General features: G+C 67.5%; 15 protein-coding genes and 1 tRNA gene. 9 read left to right on the forward strand and 7 right to left on the reverse strand.

All coding sequences use genetic code 11. The features are described from left to right. The first annotated feature begins 80 nt into the window (after nt 1–80). The 4 genes from ACM14_RS01725 to ACM14_RS01740 all read left to right on the forward strand — a co-directional run bounded on the left by ACM14_RS01725 (nt 81) and on the right by ACM14_RS01740 (nt 4852). Nucleotides 81–3134: an FAD-binding and (Fe-S)-binding domain-containing protein gene (locus tag ACM14_RS01725; RefSeq protein WP_065345074.1), complete on the forward strand. Its 3054-nt coding sequence runs from the start codon at nt 81–83 to the stop codon at nt 3132–3134. 107 nt (nt 3135–3241) lie between these two features. Further along, a tRNA-Pro gene (locus tag ACM14_RS01730) sits at nt 3242–3318 on the forward strand. 230 nt (nt 3319–3548) lie between these two features. Then, complete coding sequence (locus ACM14_RS01735) at nt 3549–3899, forward strand: single-stranded DNA-binding protein (RefSeq protein WP_012206405.1); 351 nt, start codon at nt 3549–3551, stop codon at nt 3897–3899. A 134-nt stretch (nt 3900–4033) separates the two neighbouring features. Next, nucleotides 4034–4852 (forward strand): MetQ/NlpA family ABC transporter substrate-binding protein, encoded by an 819-nt coding sequence (locus ACM14_RS01740; protein ID WP_012206404.1) that lies wholly within the window; start codon nt 4034–4036, stop codon nt 4850–4852. A 187-nt stretch (nt 4853–5039) separates the two neighbouring features. Here ACM14_RS01740 and ACM14_RS01745 read toward each other — a convergent pair whose 3' ends face one another. From ACM14_RS01745 to ACM14_RS01770, 6 genes are all read right to left on the reverse strand, one after another. Further along, nucleotides 5040–5765: a nitroreductase gene (locus ACM14_RS01745; RefSeq protein ID WP_016453292.1), complete on the reverse strand. Its 726-nt coding sequence runs from the start codon at nt 5763–5765 to the stop codon at nt 5040–5042. Between the two features lie 4 nt (nt 5766–5769). Then, complete coding sequence (locus ACM14_RS01750) at nt 5770–6978, reverse strand: thiolase family protein (RefSeq protein WP_065345075.1); 1209 nt, start codon at nt 6976–6978, stop codon at nt 5770–5772. After that, complete coding sequence (locus tag ACM14_RS01755; RefSeq protein ID WP_065345076.1) at nt 6975–8483, reverse strand: AMP-binding protein; 1509 nt, start codon at nt 8481–8483, stop codon at nt 6975–6977. The genes ACM14_RS01750 and ACM14_RS01755 overlap by 4 nt, the downstream gene beginning before the upstream one ends. Beyond that, nucleotides 8476–9069 (reverse strand): biotin transporter BioY, encoded by a 594-nt coding sequence (locus ACM14_RS01760; protein WP_012206400.1) that lies wholly within the window; start codon nt 9067–9069, stop codon nt 8476–8478. The genes ACM14_RS01755 and ACM14_RS01760 overlap by 8 nt, the downstream gene beginning before the upstream one ends. A 70-nt stretch (nt 9070–9139) precedes the next feature. Then, complete coding sequence (locus ACM14_RS01765; RefSeq protein ID WP_043820550.1) at nt 9140–9733, reverse strand: energy-coupling factor transporter transmembrane protein EcfT; 594 nt, start codon at nt 9731–9733, stop codon at nt 9140–9142. Nucleotides 9734–9750: 17 nt separating this feature from the next. Beyond that, complete coding sequence (locus ACM14_RS01770; protein WP_065345077.1) at nt 9751–10491, reverse strand: energy-coupling factor ABC transporter ATP-binding protein; 741 nt, start codon at nt 10489–10491, stop codon at nt 9751–9753. Nucleotides 10492–10877: 386 nt separating this feature from the next. On the opposite strand from ACM14_RS01770, the gene ACM14_RS01775 reads away from it, so the two are divergent. From ACM14_RS01775 to ACM14_RS01790, 4 genes are all read left to right on the forward strand, one after another. Further along, a complete protein-coding gene (locus ACM14_RS01775) occupies nt 10878–11759 on the forward strand; it encodes a methionine ABC transporter ATP-binding protein (RefSeq protein ID WP_065345078.1) in 882 nt (293 codons plus the stop codon). Nucleotides 11760–11827: 68 nt separating this feature from the next. Next, nucleotides 11828–12493, forward strand: a complete 666-nt coding sequence (locus ACM14_RS01780; RefSeq protein WP_012206396.1) for a methionine ABC transporter permease — start codon at nt 11828–11830, stop codon at nt 12491–12493. 62 nt (nt 12494–12555) lie between these two features. Further along, complete coding sequence (locus ACM14_RS01785) at nt 12556–13386, forward strand: MetQ/NlpA family ABC transporter substrate-binding protein (protein ID WP_065345079.1); 831 nt, start codon at nt 12556–12558, stop codon at nt 13384–13386. Between the two features lie 84 nt (nt 13387–13470). Beyond that, on the forward strand, nt 13471–14019 hold the full coding sequence (locus tag ACM14_RS01790) for an NADPH-dependent FMN reductase (protein ID WP_065345080.1): 549 nt from the start codon (nt 13471–13473) through the stop codon (nt 14017–14019). A gap of 100 nt (nt 14020–14119) precedes the next feature. Here the strand turns inward: ACM14_RS01790 and ACM14_RS01795 are convergent, their stop codons facing one another. Further along, nucleotides 14120–14608, reverse strand: coding sequence for a hypothetical protein (locus tag ACM14_RS01795; RefSeq protein WP_012206393.1), 489 nt, complete (start codon nt 14606–14608; stop codon nt 14120–14122). Between the two features lie 263 nt (nt 14609–14871). On the opposite strand from ACM14_RS01795, the gene ACM14_RS01800 reads away from it, so the two are divergent. Beyond that, nucleotides 14872–15987, forward strand: a complete 1116-nt coding sequence (locus tag ACM14_RS01800) for a hypothetical protein (protein WP_065345081.1) — start codon at nt 14872–14874, stop codon at nt 15985–15987. The last annotated feature ends 76 nt before the right edge of the window (nt 15988–16063 follow it).

Below are 16063 nucleotides of genomic sequence, written 5' to 3' on the forward strand. Positions count from 1 at the left end.
TGGTCGGCCTGAAATCGTGTATTGCATGCATGGGTTTTCTGGGCTGATCGCCTGCAACAAATCTCCCCACCTTGCCGTCCATGTCGATTGCCCCACTGCCCCACGCCAGCGCCCCCGTGCCTGCCCAATACCTTGAGTTTCTTGAAGCGTTGAAGGCCGCCGGCTTCGAGGGCGACGTGGACACGGACCATGCCAGCCGCACCGTGCTGGCCACGGACAACTCCATCTACCAGCGCATGCCGCAGGCGGCCATCTACCCGCGTCACGCCGAGGATGTGGCCAGCGCGGCGCAGGTGCTGGCGCGGCCTGAGTTCCGCGATGTGGTGCTGACACCGCGCGGCGGCGGCACAGGCACGAACGGGCAGTCGCTCACGCATGGCGTGACCATGGACTTGTCGCGGCACATGAACGGCATCCTCGAAATCAATGCCGAGCAGCGCTGGGTGCGCGTGCAGGCAGGCGTGGTCAAGGACCAGCTCAACGCCGCGCTCAAGCCATACGGGCTGTTCTTTGCCCCCGAGCTGTCCACCTCCAACCGCGCCACCATCGGCGGGATGATCAACACCGATGCCAGCGGGCAGGGCAGCTGCACCTATGGCAAGACGCGCGACCACGTGCTGGCGCTGGACTTCGTGCTGCTCGGCGGCGAGCGCCTGCACAGCGCGCCGCTGGATGCCGAGGCGCTGGAGCGCATGTGCGCCGATTCGGGCCGCATCGGCAAGGTGCACCGCACGGCGCGGCGCATCAGCGAGGACCAGGCGGAGTTGATCGAGGCCAGATTCCCCAAGCTCAACCGCTGCCTCACCGGCTATGACCTGGCCCATCTGCGCGTAGGCGACGGGCGCTTCAACCTCAACAGCGTGCTGTGCGGCGCCGAAGGCTCGCTGGGCTTCGTGGTGGAGGCGAAGCTCAACGTGCTGCCCATTCCCCGCTATTCGGTGTTGGTCAACGTGCGCTATGCGGGCTTCATGGATGCGCTGCGCGATGCGCGCGCGCTGATGGCGCACCGGCCGCTGTCCATCGAGACGGTGGATTCCAAGGTGCTGTTGCTGGCCATGAAGGACTTCGTCTGGAGCAGCGTGGCCGAGTACTTCCCGCAGGACGGCCAGCGCCCTACGCTGGGCATCAACCTGGTGGAATTCAGCGGCGACGATCCGCAGGAGGTCGATGGCCGCGTGCAGGCCTTCCTCGCCCACCTGGGCGCCGACGCCTCGGTGGAGCGGCTGGGCCACACGCTGGCGGCGGGCAATGCAGCGGTGCACCGCGTCTATGCCATGCGCAAGCGCGCCGTGGGCCTGCTGGGCAACGTGGCGGGCGAGGCACGGCCCCAGCCCTTTGTCGAAGACACGGCCGTGCCGCCCGAGAACCTGCCCGAGTTCATTGCCGAGTTCCGCGCGCTGCTGGACAGCCACGGCCTGCAGTACGGCATGTTCGGCCACGTCGATGCCGGCGTGCTGCATGTGCGCCCCATCCTGGACATGAAGAACCCCGTGGACGCCGCCCTGGTGCGCCCCATCTCCGACGCGGTGGCCGAACTCACGCAGCGCCATGGCGGCCTGCTGTGGGGCGAGCACGGCAAGGGCCTGCGCTCCGAATATGTGCCGGCCTTCTTCGGCGAGCTGTATCCCTCGCTGCAGCAGCTCAAGGCCGCCTTCGACCCGCACAACCAGCTCAACCCCGGCAAGATCGCCACGCCGCCGGCCAGCAAGACCTTGCTGCTCAAGGTGGACGGCGTCACCACGCGCGGCGAGCTGGACCGGCAGATCGACGAGCGCGTATGGCAAAGCTATGGCGCGGCCATGCACTGCAACGGCAATGGCGCCTGCTACAACTTCGACCCGGACGACGCCATGTGCCCGTCCTGGAAGGCCACGCGCCAGCGCGTGCATTCGCCCAAGGGCCGGGCCTCGCTGATGCGCGAATGGCTGCGCCTGCAGGGGCAGGCCGGCGTGAACGTGCTGGAGGTCGCGCAGCGGCCCCAGCCCTTCCTGTCCAGCCTGGCCGCGCGCTGGCGCAACAGCCGCGCGGCGCGCCGCGGCGAGGCCGATTTCTCGCACGAGGTCTATGACGCCATGGCCGGCTGCCTGGCCTGCAAGTCCTGCGCCGGGCAGTGTCCCGTCAAGGTCAACGTGCCCGAGTTCCGCTCGCGCTTTCTGGAGCTCTACCACCGCCGCTACCTGCGGCCCGTGCGCGACTACCTGATCGGCTCGCTGGAGTTCACCATGCCCTGGCTGGCGCGCATGCCCGCGCTCTACAACGGGGTGATGGGCTCGCCATGGATGCGCGATGTGCTCAGCCGTCGCATCGGCATGGTCGATGGCCCGCTGCTGAGCCGGCTGGACCTGGCAGCCACCTTGCGGCAATGGAAGGTGCGCGCGGCCGATGCGCAGGCGCTGGCCGCGCTCACGCCCGAGCAGCGCGCGCGCAGCGTGGTCATCGTGCAGGACAGCTTTACCCGTTACTTCGAGACCGGCCAGCTGCAGGTGCTGATCGAGCTTGCGGCGCGCCTGGGGTTTCAGGTCTGGCTGGCGCCGCTGCTGCCCAATGGCAAGCCGCTGCATGTGCAGGGATTCATGGGTGCCTTTGCCAAGGCGGCCATCCGCAATGCCGCGCAGCTGGCGCAACTGGCGCAGTCCGGCGTTGCGCTGGTGGGGCTGGACCCGGCCATGACGCTGGCCTATCGGCAGGAATACCTCAAGGTGCCGGGCATGGGCGAGGTGCCGAAGGTCGCGCTGCCCCAGGAATGGCTGCTGCAGGTGCTGCCCGAGGCAGTGACCAGCGTGGCCAGCGTGGCCTACCGGCTGCTGCCGCACTGCACTGAAAAGACCAATGCGCCCGACAGCGGCAAGCAGTGGACGCAGCTTTTCGAGCGGCGGGGGCTGCGCCTGAGCGTGGAGGCCACGGGCTGCTGCGGCATGTCGGGCACCTACGGGCATGAGGCGCGCAACCTCGAAACCTCCAAGACCATCTATGCCCAGTCATGGGGGAAACAGATCGAGAGCAAGCAGAACCTGGGCGAGCCGCTGGCCACCGGCTACTCCTGCCGCAGCCAGGTCAAGCGACTGTCTGCACGCCAGTTGCGCCATCCGTTGGAGGCCTTGCTGGACCACGTGCGCGCCACGCATCAGGGGTGAGAAGATGCGTGGGCTGATCGTCGCCATTTCAGGAATTTGCAGACATTTTTGAAAAATCTCTGCGTTTTCCCTGAAGGCCTGTTTTTAGTCTCTATAATTCAATGCTTCGGCGTGTAGCGCAGCCTGGTAGCGCACTTGCATGGGGTGCAAGGGGTCGCGAGTTCGAATCCCGCCACGCCGACCAAAACGCAAAGCTCCTGACGGAAACGTCAGGAGCTTTTTGCTTTGTACGTTCGTTTTTTTGCGCGTTCGATTTTGCGCGCGATGGCGCCTTGCCGCGAAGAGCAAGGGCATGTGCAAGTGCAGCTTCGCCAGGCAGGTCCATCACGGATGGCGAGGGCAGCCAGCGCATGAAAAGTCCATGCACCGCGAAGATGCGCGTCCCGGTCTGGGCACGTAAAACCTGCACCTACAATGGCGTCTTTTGTAACTGACGATTTCTTCCTGGTCTCGCACATGATGGATGGACTGATTACCGGCAGACTCACCGGTACGCCCGAACACCGCAGCGACCGCAATCGGCGCCCCTTCATGGTGGCCCGCGTGCGCTCCGAGGCATCCGATGGCACCTCCATCCCGGTCAACGTGGTTGCATTCGATGCCCAGGCCTGCGAGGTGCTGCGCAATCTGATCGAAGGCGATGCCGTGGCGCTGCGTGGCAGCTTCACGCCCAAGGTCTGGATAGACCGCCAGGAACAACCCCATCCCGTACTGGACGTCGTGGCCCACCAGGTGATGGCAACGCCCGAGTTCCAGGACCGCTGACGTCCGCGCTGCGGCGCCGGTTGTGAGCTACTGAAAAAACTGTCTAGCCGCAGTGTGCCGGTACGGCCGCCGCGCGCTGTGTTGGCGCTACAGTGTGCGCCTGTGTTTTTGACAGGTTACAAGGAACCGCATCCATGCCCACCAAGCGCCATTTCCTCCGCCGCACGCTCACGGCCGCCGCGATTGCCAGCACCGCCGCCATGACCCTGCTGGCCATGCCCGCGCAGGCGCAGGACAAGCCCATCAAGGTCGGCGTCACGGCCGGCCCGCACGCCCAGATCATGGAACAGGTCAAGAAGGTCGCCGAGAAGAACGGCCTGAAGATCCAGATCGTGGAATTCGGCGACTACGTGCAGCCCAATGCCGCGCTGTCTGCCGGTGACCTGGACGCCAACAGCTACCAGCACCGCCCCTACCTCGACGCCCAGGTGCGCGACCGCGGCTACAAGATCGGCTGGGTGGCCGACACGGTGAATTTCCCCATCGGCATCTATTCCAAGAAGATCAAGCAGCTGGCCGACCTGCCCCAGGGCGCCAAGTTCGGCATCCCCAACGACCCCACCAACGGTGGCCGCGTGCTGCTGCTGCTGCAGGCCCAGGGCCTGATCAAGCTCAAGGAAAGCGCGGGCCTGAAGGCCACGCCGCTGGACGTGGTCTCCAACCCCAAGAAGCTGCGCTTCGTGGAGCTGGACGCAGCCCAGCTGCCACGCTCGCTGGATGACCTGGACGCCTCGGCCATCAACACCAACTTCGCGATCTCGGCGGGCCTGAACCCCAAGACCGATGCCATTGCGCAGGAAAACGCCAAGAACCCCTATGTGAACATCCTGGTCGCGCGCGATGCCGACAAGGGCAAGCCCTGGGTGGCGCAGCTGATCAAGGCCTACCACTCCGATGAAGTGCGCCAGTTCATCGATGTGCAGTTCAAGGGGTCGGTGATTCCTGCGTTTTGAAGAACGCACCCCCTGAGGCGCTGACGCGCCTTCCCCCTCTCTACCCGCTTCGCGGGGGAGGGGGACGACACCCTCGGTGCGGGGCTGCCCTTCCTCGGTGTCCCCGAGTTGGGCCTTGGTGGTGCCATCGCCATGACCCGTACTAGTGGGCGCGAGCTCGCAAAGCTGCCGATTTCGGCAGCTTTTTTTATTCTCCCAGCACTCTGAAGTATTCGGTCAGCGGTGCGCGGGTGGTCTGGGTGCGGTTGACGGGGGCGGCCTCGTCGGGCCAGCCCAGGGCCAGGCCGCAGACGATGTGCTCGCCGGGCGCAAGGTCGAGCACGCGGCGCACGGTGTCGGGGTAGGAGGCCAGGGCGCCGATGGCGCAGCTGCCCAGGCCCTGGGCGGCTGCGGCCATTTGCAGGCCGTACAGGGTCATACCCAGGTCCATGTAGCCGCCTGCGCCGAAGCGGGCGTCGATGCTCACGACCAGAGCCACGGGCGCGTCGAAGAAGCGGTAGTTGCGGCCGAACTGCGCGTCGCGCCCGGCGCGGTCCTCGCGGGCCACGCCCAGGGCGCTGTACAGGGCCTGGGCCGACGCCACCTGGCGCTTGCGCAGCGCCATGGGCATGGGGCGGGGGAAGTAGCCGTAGTCCTCGCGCTCAGGTGCTCCGCCTTGCCAGTCGGCCAGCAACGCCTGTGTGAGTGCGCCGCGCAGGCTGCCGCGTACCTGGATGAACTGGCCGGGCTGCAGGTTGCCGCCGCTGGGCGCCCGGCGGGCCGATTGCAGCAACTGGTGCAGCAGCGCATCCGGCACGGGATCGGGCCGGTAGGCGCGCACGGAGCGGCGCGCGTGCACCAGGGCCTCATGCGCATCGCCAAAGGGAAGGGTGTCGGACGGTGGGTTGGCGGACATGGGAAATGCGGAGTCCATGGATTCAAAGCGCCTGCACCAGGCAGGCCGCGCCTATGCCGCCAGCCCCTGCAATGGCGGCCAGGCCCAGGGCCGGCCTGTGGGCTGCTGGCGTGCGGTGCAGGTCTGAGAGCATGCGCACCAGCGCAACCGCGCCCGATGCGCCTATGGGATGGCCGCGCGCCAGGCCACCGCCGCCGGTGTTGAGCTGCTGCAGCGGCAGGCCCAGGGTTTCGGCAAAGGCCAGGGCCTGCACGGCGAAGGCATCGTGCAGCTCCACAGCCTGGAGCTCTGCCGCAGTCAGGCGAGGCAGCTGCAGCGCTGCGGCTCCGCGCTCCAGCACCTGCTGGGCCGCCAGTGCGGCGGCGACCAGCGGTGTTTCCGGCGCATGGCCCAGCGAGGCACTGGCCACCCAGCGGGCGCGTGGCTGCAGGCCCAGGCGTGCACAGGCCTGCGGCGTGGCCAGCAGCACCAGGGCTGCGCCATCGGCCTTGGGCGAGATGGTGGGCGTGCTCAGCGCATGGCGCTGGCGTGCATGGGCGTCAACGGCGCCAGCCGCTTCGGCCACCACGGGCATGCGGGCAACGCGGGCCGGGTTCAAGGCGCGCGGATAGGCGTCATGGTCCAGCCCGGCCATGGGCACGATCTCTTGGGCCAGCCGGTCGCGGTGCGCGAGCGCCAGCGCGTGGCTGTGGATGGCATGGGCCTCCTGAACGGCGCGGGTGATGCCATGGGCCAGCGCATGGTCTGCGGCCGATTGCAGCAGGTCCGGGTCGCGTGCGGGGTCGGGAGCGAACGCGGGGCGGTCATAGGTGACGGGCAACTCGCCTGCATGGCGCGGGCGTGTCTGGCGGATGGGGGCGCGGCTCCAGGCTTCGGCACCCCCGGCCACCACGATATCGGCCTGGCCCGACAGCAGCAGGCCCGCAGCCAGGGCCACGCTGTCCAGGCCAGAGCAGCATTGAGTGTCCACGCTGTGGGCCGCGCAGCGCTCCGGCAGGCCCGCAGCCAGGGCCAGCATGCGGGCCGGGTTGCCGCCTGCGCCCAGGGCGTTGCCTAAGACCACGGCATCCACGGCATCCACGGCCTGGGCCGGCAGGCCGGCGCGGGCCAGAAGGGCCTGGAGCACGGGCGCGCCCAGTTCGTGCGCCGCAAGCTCGCGCAGCGCACCGCCCACGGGGGCGACGGGGCTGCGCGCCCAGGCCAGGATGACGGGGGCGTCTTGCGGGTTCATGGCAGGGGCAGCAGCGCGGGTTCGCCGGGCAGTGCCCGGCCAGTGTCCGTGGCAGTGGCAGTGGCCGCCAGCATGCGCGCCAGCCGGCCATGGTCGGTCTTGCCGCTGGCGGTCTGCGGCCAGTCGGTGCAGCTCCACCATTGGCGCGGCAGCTTGTAGCTTTCCAGGCGCTCGCGCAGCCAGGCCGACAGCGCCTGTGCGGAGCCTGCGGGCGCGGCGCCGTGCCATTGCACGACGGCGTGCACCTGCATGCCGCGCAGGGCGTCGGGCAGGCCTTGGATGGAGACCTGGGCCACGCCCGGGTGCGCGGCCAACAGGGTCTCGACTTCTTCGGGGAACAGGTTCTTGCCCTGGGTGACGAGCATGCGGCTCTGGCGTCCGGCCAGGCACAGCTGGCCGCCGGCATCGATATGGCCCATGTCGCGCACGGACAGCCATTCGCCGTCGCGCAGCGCGGCCGTGCCATCGCGCGCCTCGCCCACATAGTCCATGAACAGCATGGGGCTGCGCATGTAGATCAGGCCGTCCTCGCCTGGCTGCAGGGGCTGGTCGCCGGGCTGCTGCGTGGCGGGGCGGATCTGCAACTGCACATTGCTGAAGGGCCGGCCCACGGCCTGGGGCGGGGCCTGTTCGTCGGCCTCCATCCAGGCGATGAAGCTGGCTTCCGAGGCGCCGTAGAACTCGATGATGCGTGCGCGCGGAAACAGCGCGCGCAGGGCCGGGGTCTGGGCGCGCATCCAGCGCGCGCCGCTGATCATGATCAGCTCCACCTCGGGGATGGGCGCCAGCGCGCGGTGTGCGGCCCACTGCAGCATCAGCAGCAATTGGCTGGGCACGGCGACCAGGCAGGGCGCCTCGCCGCGCGCCAGGCTGGCCAGGCAGCGCGCCGCCGAGAACCGCTCCTGCACCACGGCGCCTTCGCCGCACCACAGGCCCTGCATCACGCCGAACAGGAACAGCGAATGCGAGATGCGCCCGGGCGCCATGGTGCGCTGCGCGGCCACGGGGCCGAAGTCCTCGAGGCAGACGCGAAAGCTCTCTGTCCACGAACGGTGGTGGCGCATGAAGCCCTTGGGCAGCCCGGTGCTGCCCGAGGTGAAGCCGGTGTAGAAGGCGCCGGTGGCGGTGGCCTCGGCCAGAGCGCTGGGCGCCGTGGGTAGCCAGCCCTCGATGCGGCTGCGCACGGCATCGGGCCAATCAGGGTCGGCCACGGCGGCACAGCGGCCGCTGTGCAGGATGGCGAGGAATTCGACGATGGCATCCACGGTGCTGGCGCTGCCACCCGTGTCCAGCAGCAGCATCTCTGGCGCCTGGCCGGCCACCAGCGCGGCCGAGCGCTGCAGCACGGCGGCATGCAGCGCGGCAAAGCTCCATTGGCCCGCCTCGCTTTGCAGCGCCATCGCATCGGGGCGCTGCCGGGCCCAATGCTCCAGCGGGCCATGGACCAGGGTCCACGGGTGCTGCAGCGGCGCGGCCAGCGGGTGGGGCGCGAGTGGCTCAACCATGCTGGCGGCCTCCGAACGGCCAGTCCGGCATGCCGCGCGCCACCGTGTGCACCACCAGGGCGCACAGCACGCACTTGATCAGATCGCCGGGCACGAACAGCAAGGTGGCCATGAAGGCCTGCGACAGGCTGAGCTTGGCCATCAGCATGAGGCCCAGCACGCCAAAGGCATGCAGGGCCACCAGCCCGCCCAGCGCCGAGGCTGCAAAGGCGCTGAACGCCGCGCGCCGGGGCGCGCCCTGGGGCAGCGCACGCATGACCAGGCCGGCAATGCAGGCCGCCAGCGGGTAGCCCAGCAGGTAGCCGGCCGAGGGCGCCATGAAGACGGCAATGCCGCCGCGCCCGCCCGACAGCAGGGGCAGGCCCACGGCCACGGCCGCGAGGAACAGCAGCATGGACTGCATGCCGCGCCAGGGGCCGAGCATCACGCCGGCCAGCATCACGCCCAGCGACTGGATGGTGATGGGCACGCCCAGCGGCAGGTCGATCTTGGGAATCAGGCCCATGACCGCCATCAGCGCCGCAAACAGCGAGACCTGGGCCATGGAGCGCGCGGAGGCGCGTGAGACGGTGGAGGGGGCGGTCATGGACGGTTCTCGGAAGGTTCTCGCAAGGCTCTTGCGTATGGATCGGTCGGGAAATGGGGCAGGGCAGGCCTCAGCGGCCCAGGCGCGCCCACAGCGCGTCGGACACGCGGCGCGTGGCCTGCAGCATGTGGATGGTCAGCGGCGCAATCAGGCGCAGGCCGCCGGCGCGGCCCGTGCGCAGTCGGTGGGCATCGTCCATGCGCTTCCACTGCACGAAGAAATGCTCGGTGAAACGCAGCATCAATGCCAGCTGCAGGGCCACCTGTTCGGGGGAGATGCCGATGCGCTCCAGCGGCGCCAGCAGCCGCTCCAGCACATCGACCAGATCGCTGGGGCGTGTGCTCACGGTCAGCGCCATGCCCAGCGTGGAGGCGCAGACCAGGCGCAGCGCGCTGGCGGCGGCCAGGGCGTAGTGCTGCATCCACACATGGAAGGCAGCGACCAGCAAGGCGGCCACGGTGACCGACAGCATGAGCCGCCGAGCGCCCTCGGTGGCACGGCCCAGCGACAGCCACAGCAGGCCGCAGGCGGCGCCGGCCAGGGCCAGCAGCCACGGTGAATCGATGAGGAACAGGCCCGTTCCCAGCAGCGCCATGAGCAGCAGCTTGCGGCCCGCGCTCCAGGCATGGAGCCAACTGGTGTATTCGCTGTAGAGGCTTCCCATGGCGGCCGGCTCCTGCGTCAGTCCTGCGCTTGCAGCCGGCGTGCCACGTCGGCTTCATAGGCTGCGCAGACCTCATGGCCGGGGCCGTCTGCGCGCACTTTGCCGCGCTCCAGCCAGAGCACGCGGCCAAAGCTGCGCACGTGGTCCAGCACATGGGTGGAGACCAGCACCTGCTGCTCGGCGGCCGCGATGTCCCGGGCCAGCCGCGCCTGGCCCGGCAGGTCCAGGCTGGCGAAGGGCTCGTCCATCAGCAGCACGCGCGGCGCGGCAATGAGCAGGGCCAGCCAGCACACCTGCTGGCGCTGGCCCTGGCTGAGTCCGGCCACGGCGCGCGGTGCCCAGTCGGCCAGGCCGCGGCTGGCCAGCAGGGCGCGGGCGCGCTCCGTGGCCTCGCGCCGCGAGATGCCCGAAGGGCGCAGACCCAGGGCCAGCTCTTCCTCCACGGTGGGAAAGATGATCTGGTCGTCGGGGTTCTGGAACATCAGCCCGACCTGGCCCGGGCGCTGGGCGCGGGCTTCGTGCAGTTCGGTGCCGTCCAGCAGCACACGCCCGGCCTCGGGCGCATCCAGGCCGCACAGCAGGCGGAACAGGCTGGTCTTGCCGGCGCCGTTGTCGCCGATGAGGCCCACGCGCGGCTCGTCCAGCCGCAGGTCGAGGCCGTCAAAGACTGTTGTGATGCCGCGCCGCAGGCGCACGGCTTCCACGCACAGGCTGGCGGTGCTGGCAGGACGGTCGGCAGTTCGGGAGGATTCGGGCATGGCAAAGGAAAGCGGGCACTTACCTGTAATGCACGCAACCGCAAGGGATCTTGCCGTTGTACAGGCCTGTCGGGGGCGGATTCTAGCAATGCCGTCCAGGCCGTACATCAAGGCTTGAAAGACGGCAATCGATATAAGCACCGTATTTTTTATTCTTTTGTTTGAACAACGTTTTGCAACACACTCGTTAGAACACTAATGACGGCAGATCCTGGGGATTCGCCTGTGCTTGGCGACGACGCGAGACAACGCATGCCCATCGGCTTGCAACTGCGTCCAACTGCGCAGCACAGGGCCCGGAAATTGCGCGCCATTGCCTGGAGATGGCGGTGCAAAGGCTGCCGTTGCCGATCCCAGGACCGTTTTCACTGCCGAACCGAGACTCCATGACCGTCCAGACCGCCCATTTGGCCCCGGAAAACGCGCTGATCCGCCTGCGCGACCTGCAAAAGAAATTTGTAACAGCCGATGGCAAGCACTTCGATGCCGTGCGTTCGGTATCACTGGACATTGGCCACGGCACGGTCTTCGGCCTGATCGGCAAGAGCGGCGCGGGCAAGTCCACGCTGCTGCGCCTGATCAACCTGCTGGAGCGTCCCGACAGCGGCGAGGTGGTGGTGGCAGGCCAGCGCCTGACCGACCTGGGCCGCCGCGCGCTGCGCGAGGCGCGCCAGAACATCGGCATGATCTTTCAGCAGTTCAACCTGCTGCAGAACGCCACCGTGTTCGAGAACGTGGCCTTTCCGCTGCGCATCCACGGTGGCCATTCGCGTGCCCAGATCGAGCAGCGCGTGCGCGAGTGCCTGGACATCGTCGGCCTGACCGACAAGGCGGCCAGCCATCCTGCCCAGCTGTCGGGCGGCCAGAAGCAGCGCGTGGCGATTGCGCGCGCCCTGGCCCCGCGCCCGCAGGTGCTGCTGTGCGACGAGCCCACCTCGGCGCTGGACAGCGAGACCACGCGCTCCATCCTGGCCACGCTGGCGGACATCAACAGCCGCCTAGGCGTGACCATCGTCATCGTCACGCACGAGCTGGCCGTCGTCGATGCGCTGTGCAGCGAGGTGGCCATCATCGAGCAGGGCCAGGTGGCCGAACGCTTTACGCTGCCCGCGCTGCCGCAGGGCCGTGCCTACGAGGCGCCGCAGCGCGCCACGCTGCTGGGCAGCGAACTCGAGGCCCTGCGCGTGGAGCGCGCCGACAAGGCCCTGCGCGAGCGCGGCGCCACCCGTCCCGTGGTGCTGCGCGCCGTGGGCGGCTCCGAGCACTGATGGGGCTTTCGCCCGTTCCCGCTTTTCGCCTCTTCCCGTTTTCCCCTTCTTTTCGATTCCGCATTCCCATGTCTGAAAACATCGTCGAAATCCTGCCCGAGCTGTGGCTGGCCATGGGCCAGACCCTTTTGATGCTGGGCATCGGCCTGTCGGCCGCCGTGCTCATTGGCGGCCCGCTGGGCGTGCTGCTGTTCCTGCTGGGCCCCGGCCAGTCGCTGGACAACCGCCCGGCCTTCGCCGTGCTGAACTGGACGGTCAATACCGTGCGGTCCTTCCCCTTCATCATCTTGCTGGTCGCGCTGGTGCCTTTCACGCGCTGGCTGGCCGGCACCTCCATCGGCCCGCTGGCTGCGGCCGTGCCGCTGTCCGTGGCGGCCATTCCCTACCTGGCACGCCTGGTGGACCAGTGCCTGCGCGATGTGCCGCGCGGCGTAATCGAGGCCGCGCACGCCATGGGCGCCTCGGAGCTGCAGATCGTCTGGCGCGTGCTCATCGTCGAGGCGCGTTCGGGCCTGGTGCTGGCGCTGACCGTACTGGCCGTGAGCTTTCTGTCGTACTCGGCCATTGCCGGCGTAGTGGGCGGCGGCGGCATTGGCGATCTGGCCATCCGCTACGGCTACTACCGCTTCCAGACCGATGTGATGGTGCTCACCGTGACCATCCTCGTGGCCATGGTCCAGGTCATCCAGTTCGTGGGCAACACGGCGGCCCGCCGCCTGGACAAGCGCGGCTGAGCGCGCTGTCCAGACCCGCTTTCTTCTTTCTTCCCGCTCTTTCCCAAAAAAAGGATTCCGACATGACCGCATCCCTTTCCTTCGTGCGCCGCCATCTGCTGGCCTCGGCCGCCGCCCTTGCCGCTGCCAGCGTGCTGGCGCTGCCCGCCTACGCCCAGGCCGACAAGAAGCAGCTGGTGATCGGCGGCACGGCAGGCTCCAACATCGACCAGCTCAAGCAGGGCATCGTGCCGCTGCTGCAAAAGAAGGGCTACCAGGTCAAGCTGGTGGAGTTCAACGACTACGTGCAGCCCAACCTGGCGCTGGCCCAGGGCTCGCTGGACGCCAACTTCTTCCAGCACCGCGTCTACCTGCAGAAGTTCGCGGCCGACCAGAAGCTGGACCTGGTGGAACTGGTGCAAGGCCCCATCGCCCCGCTGGGCGTGTATTCCAAGACCCGCAAGACCCTGGCCGAAGCCAAGGAAGGCGACCGCGTGACCCTGCCCAACGACCCGAGCAACCTGGCGCGTGCCCTGGTGCTGCTGGAGCAGGCCGGGCTGATCAAGGCCAAGCCCGGCATCGATCCGCTGCGCGTGTCCGAAAAGGACCTGGCCGAGAATCCGCGCAAGCTCAAGTTCATCCCGCTGGAAGCCGCACAGCTGCCGCGTTCGCTGGGCGACACCGAGTACGCCATCATCAACGGCAACTTCGCCATCTCTTCGGGCCTGAAGCTGACCGAGGCCGTCTCGCTGGAAAAGACCCCCGACCACTACCTGAACGTGGTGGCCATCAAGAAGAAGGACCAGGGCACGGCATGGGCCAAGGACCTGGCCGAGGTCTACCGTTCCGCCGAATTCAAGGCCGTGGTGGACAGCAAGTTCCAGGGCTACGCCAAGCCCTCCTTCCTACAGTGAGCCCGCTGAAGGCGGCCACATAATGGCTGCTTGCGGGAGGTGCGCCTCCCGCCGGTTTTTCGCCACTTCCTCCAGGAGCAATGCATGAGCCAGATCAAGGTCGCTGTCATCGTGGGCAGCCTGCGCAAGGATTCCTTCAACCGCAAATTCGCCGACGCCATTGCGCGCCTGGCGCCCGAAGGCCTGGTCTTCGAGCAGGTCGCCATCGACAACCTGCCTCTGTACAACCAGGACCATGACGGCAATGAGGTGGACGTGGTCAAGCAGTTCCGCGCCCAGATCCAGTCGGCCCAGGCCGTGCTGTTCCTGACGCCCGAGTACAACCGCTCGATTCCCGGTGTGCTCAAGAATGCGCTGGACCAGGGCTCGCGCCCCTACGGCAAGAGCGTCTGGGCCGGCAAGCCCGCTGCCGTGGCCGGCGTCTCCGTGGGTGCCATCGGCACGGCGCTGGCGCAGCAGCATCTGCGCAATGTGCTGGCCTACCTGGACATGCCCACGCTGGCCCAGCCCGAAATCTTCATCCAGGCCAAGGACGGCCTGTTTGCCGAAGACGGCTCCATCGGCACCGGCAGCCGCGACTTCGTGAACGGCTTCGTGCAGAAGTTCGCTGCCTGGGCGCGCAAGCACCAGTGAGCGGTGCGGCAAGGCCGCTCAAGACACAAAAAAGCCCGGCAATGCCGGGCTTTTGCGTTGCGGCTCCTGTGAGCGCAGATGTCAGGAAGCGTCAGAAGCGTCAGGAAGCGGGAGACGGGTTGGCAATCGCCGCAGCAGGGCGTGCGGCGGACGATGCCTTCTCGCGCGCCTGGGCCTGGTCGATGGCGTCGATGATCACCACGCCCGTCGACTTGACACCGGGCGCCGAAAAGCCGGCACCAGGCGTCACGCCGGGATGGGCCAGCAGCTTGCGGGTCATTTCCTGGTTCAGTTGTTGCTGGCTGGGCTTGGCGGGGGTGGGCGTGGCGGCGGGCTGCTCGGGCTCCTCGGGCGCAGGTGCCTCGTCGGTGTTGCGCACATAGCTGCGGTACACGCGCGAATTGAGCTGCTCCTGATCCTGCTCGCGCTGGTACTGCATGAACTGGTAGACACCAATGCCCAGCACGGTAATGGCCAGCAGGGACACGGCAATCACCGTGATCACCAGGTTTTCATCGGACGGCGGGCGGACATGGACATGGACAGGGCCGCGGGGCCGGGCATGGGGACGGTGGCTTGTGGCTGGCATGGATGGAAGGCAGTGAATGCAATGAGGCTGCCTGGATATCGGCAGGTCCGCCGACTTTCTGAAATACAGACGGTTCGTGTCGGACAAAGCCGCGAATATGGCGGTGATGGTTCAGCCTAACAGCTTCGTGTGTCGTGCAAGGCCAGGCAGGCATTGGATTTTTCAAAGAAGCGGAAACAGCGGATACCTGTTTTGTTTGGTAACGCCCACTAGACTGCTGGCGTGACGTTCATGACGGCATTCATCCATAAGGGCGAGACAAGATGCAAAAAAAGGGCTGGAGAAATCTGTGCAGAGGCGGCGCGCTGAGCGTGGCATTGGTGACCGTTTTGGCGGCGTGCGGCGGTGGGGGAGGCGATGGCAATGGCTCAGTTGTCGAGCCGCAGCCGGCGCCTGTGCAGATGTCGCTGCTGGCGGGTTCGCTGGCAAGCAAGCCCGACGCACTGGCTCAGGACCACTGTGGTCAGGTCAACGGCGTGGGCGCGCAGGCGCGGTTTTCGAGAATCACCGATCTCGCCCTTTCGCCGCTTGGCGACATTTATGTGTCGGAAGATGTTTATCCGCCTGTGTCACCGCAGCCGCCTTGCCCCACGCCCGAGCGCTCTCGCATTCGCCGGATTGCGGGGGAAGGTGTGGTGTCCACCTTCTCCACAGGGGGTGACCGCGACTGGGGCGAGCCCCGCAACTATCTGTATCCGCGCGCTATTGCAGCAGGTGGCAGTGGCGAGGTCTTTGTTGCGGATGGCCTGACCTGTGCAGAGTGCGCTGTCTTCAGTGGAGGCATGCCCCGCAATGGCATGGGCGTCTGGGTGCAGCAGGCATCGGGCGCAGTGCGGGCGCTGGCCGGTGGTGGGCCCAATTCAAGTGGCCCTAAGGATGGCGTTGGCGCTGCAGCGATTTTTTCCGGCCCCCATGCCATGCGGCGTACGCCCGATGGCCGACTGTTCGTGCTGGATTGGAACAGGCTGCGTCAGGTCACGGCCGAGGGTGAGGTCACCACGTTGCCGGGCGAAGGTTTCAACGCGCTCGCCGTCGCTGGCAATGGGCAACTGCTGGTGGCCCGTGGTGGAGAAATCCTCAATTACACGACAGGCCAAACGCTGGCTAGGCTGGATGACAACGTGACTTCCATGGCCCTGGACAGCAGGAATGGCATCTACGTTGTGACCAGCAACCGCAGCACCCTGGTCCAAAAGCTTTCGGATAGCGGGCAGCTCAGCATCGTGGCAGGACGTGTGGACAGCGCACCCCTGGCATACGAGCTCGGGCCACTGCCTGGCAAGCTGCTGCACGTCAAAGCCATTGCTTTCGACCGCCAGGACCGCTTGTTGATCGCCGGCGCGTACGCCGTCGTTCGCACCAGTCCGCTGGTGCGCTGATTGCGACGGCGGCTGCCAGGCTCGGCAGCCAGGCTCGGCAGCCAGCAAAAAGCGCAGGCGCCCCGGTCAGGGCACC

The sequence above is a fragment of the Delftia sp. JD2 genome, from assembly GCF_001682645.1.
GTDB lineage: Bacteria > Pseudomonadota > Gammaproteobacteria > Burkholderiales > Burkholderiaceae_C > Comamonas > Comamonas acidovorans.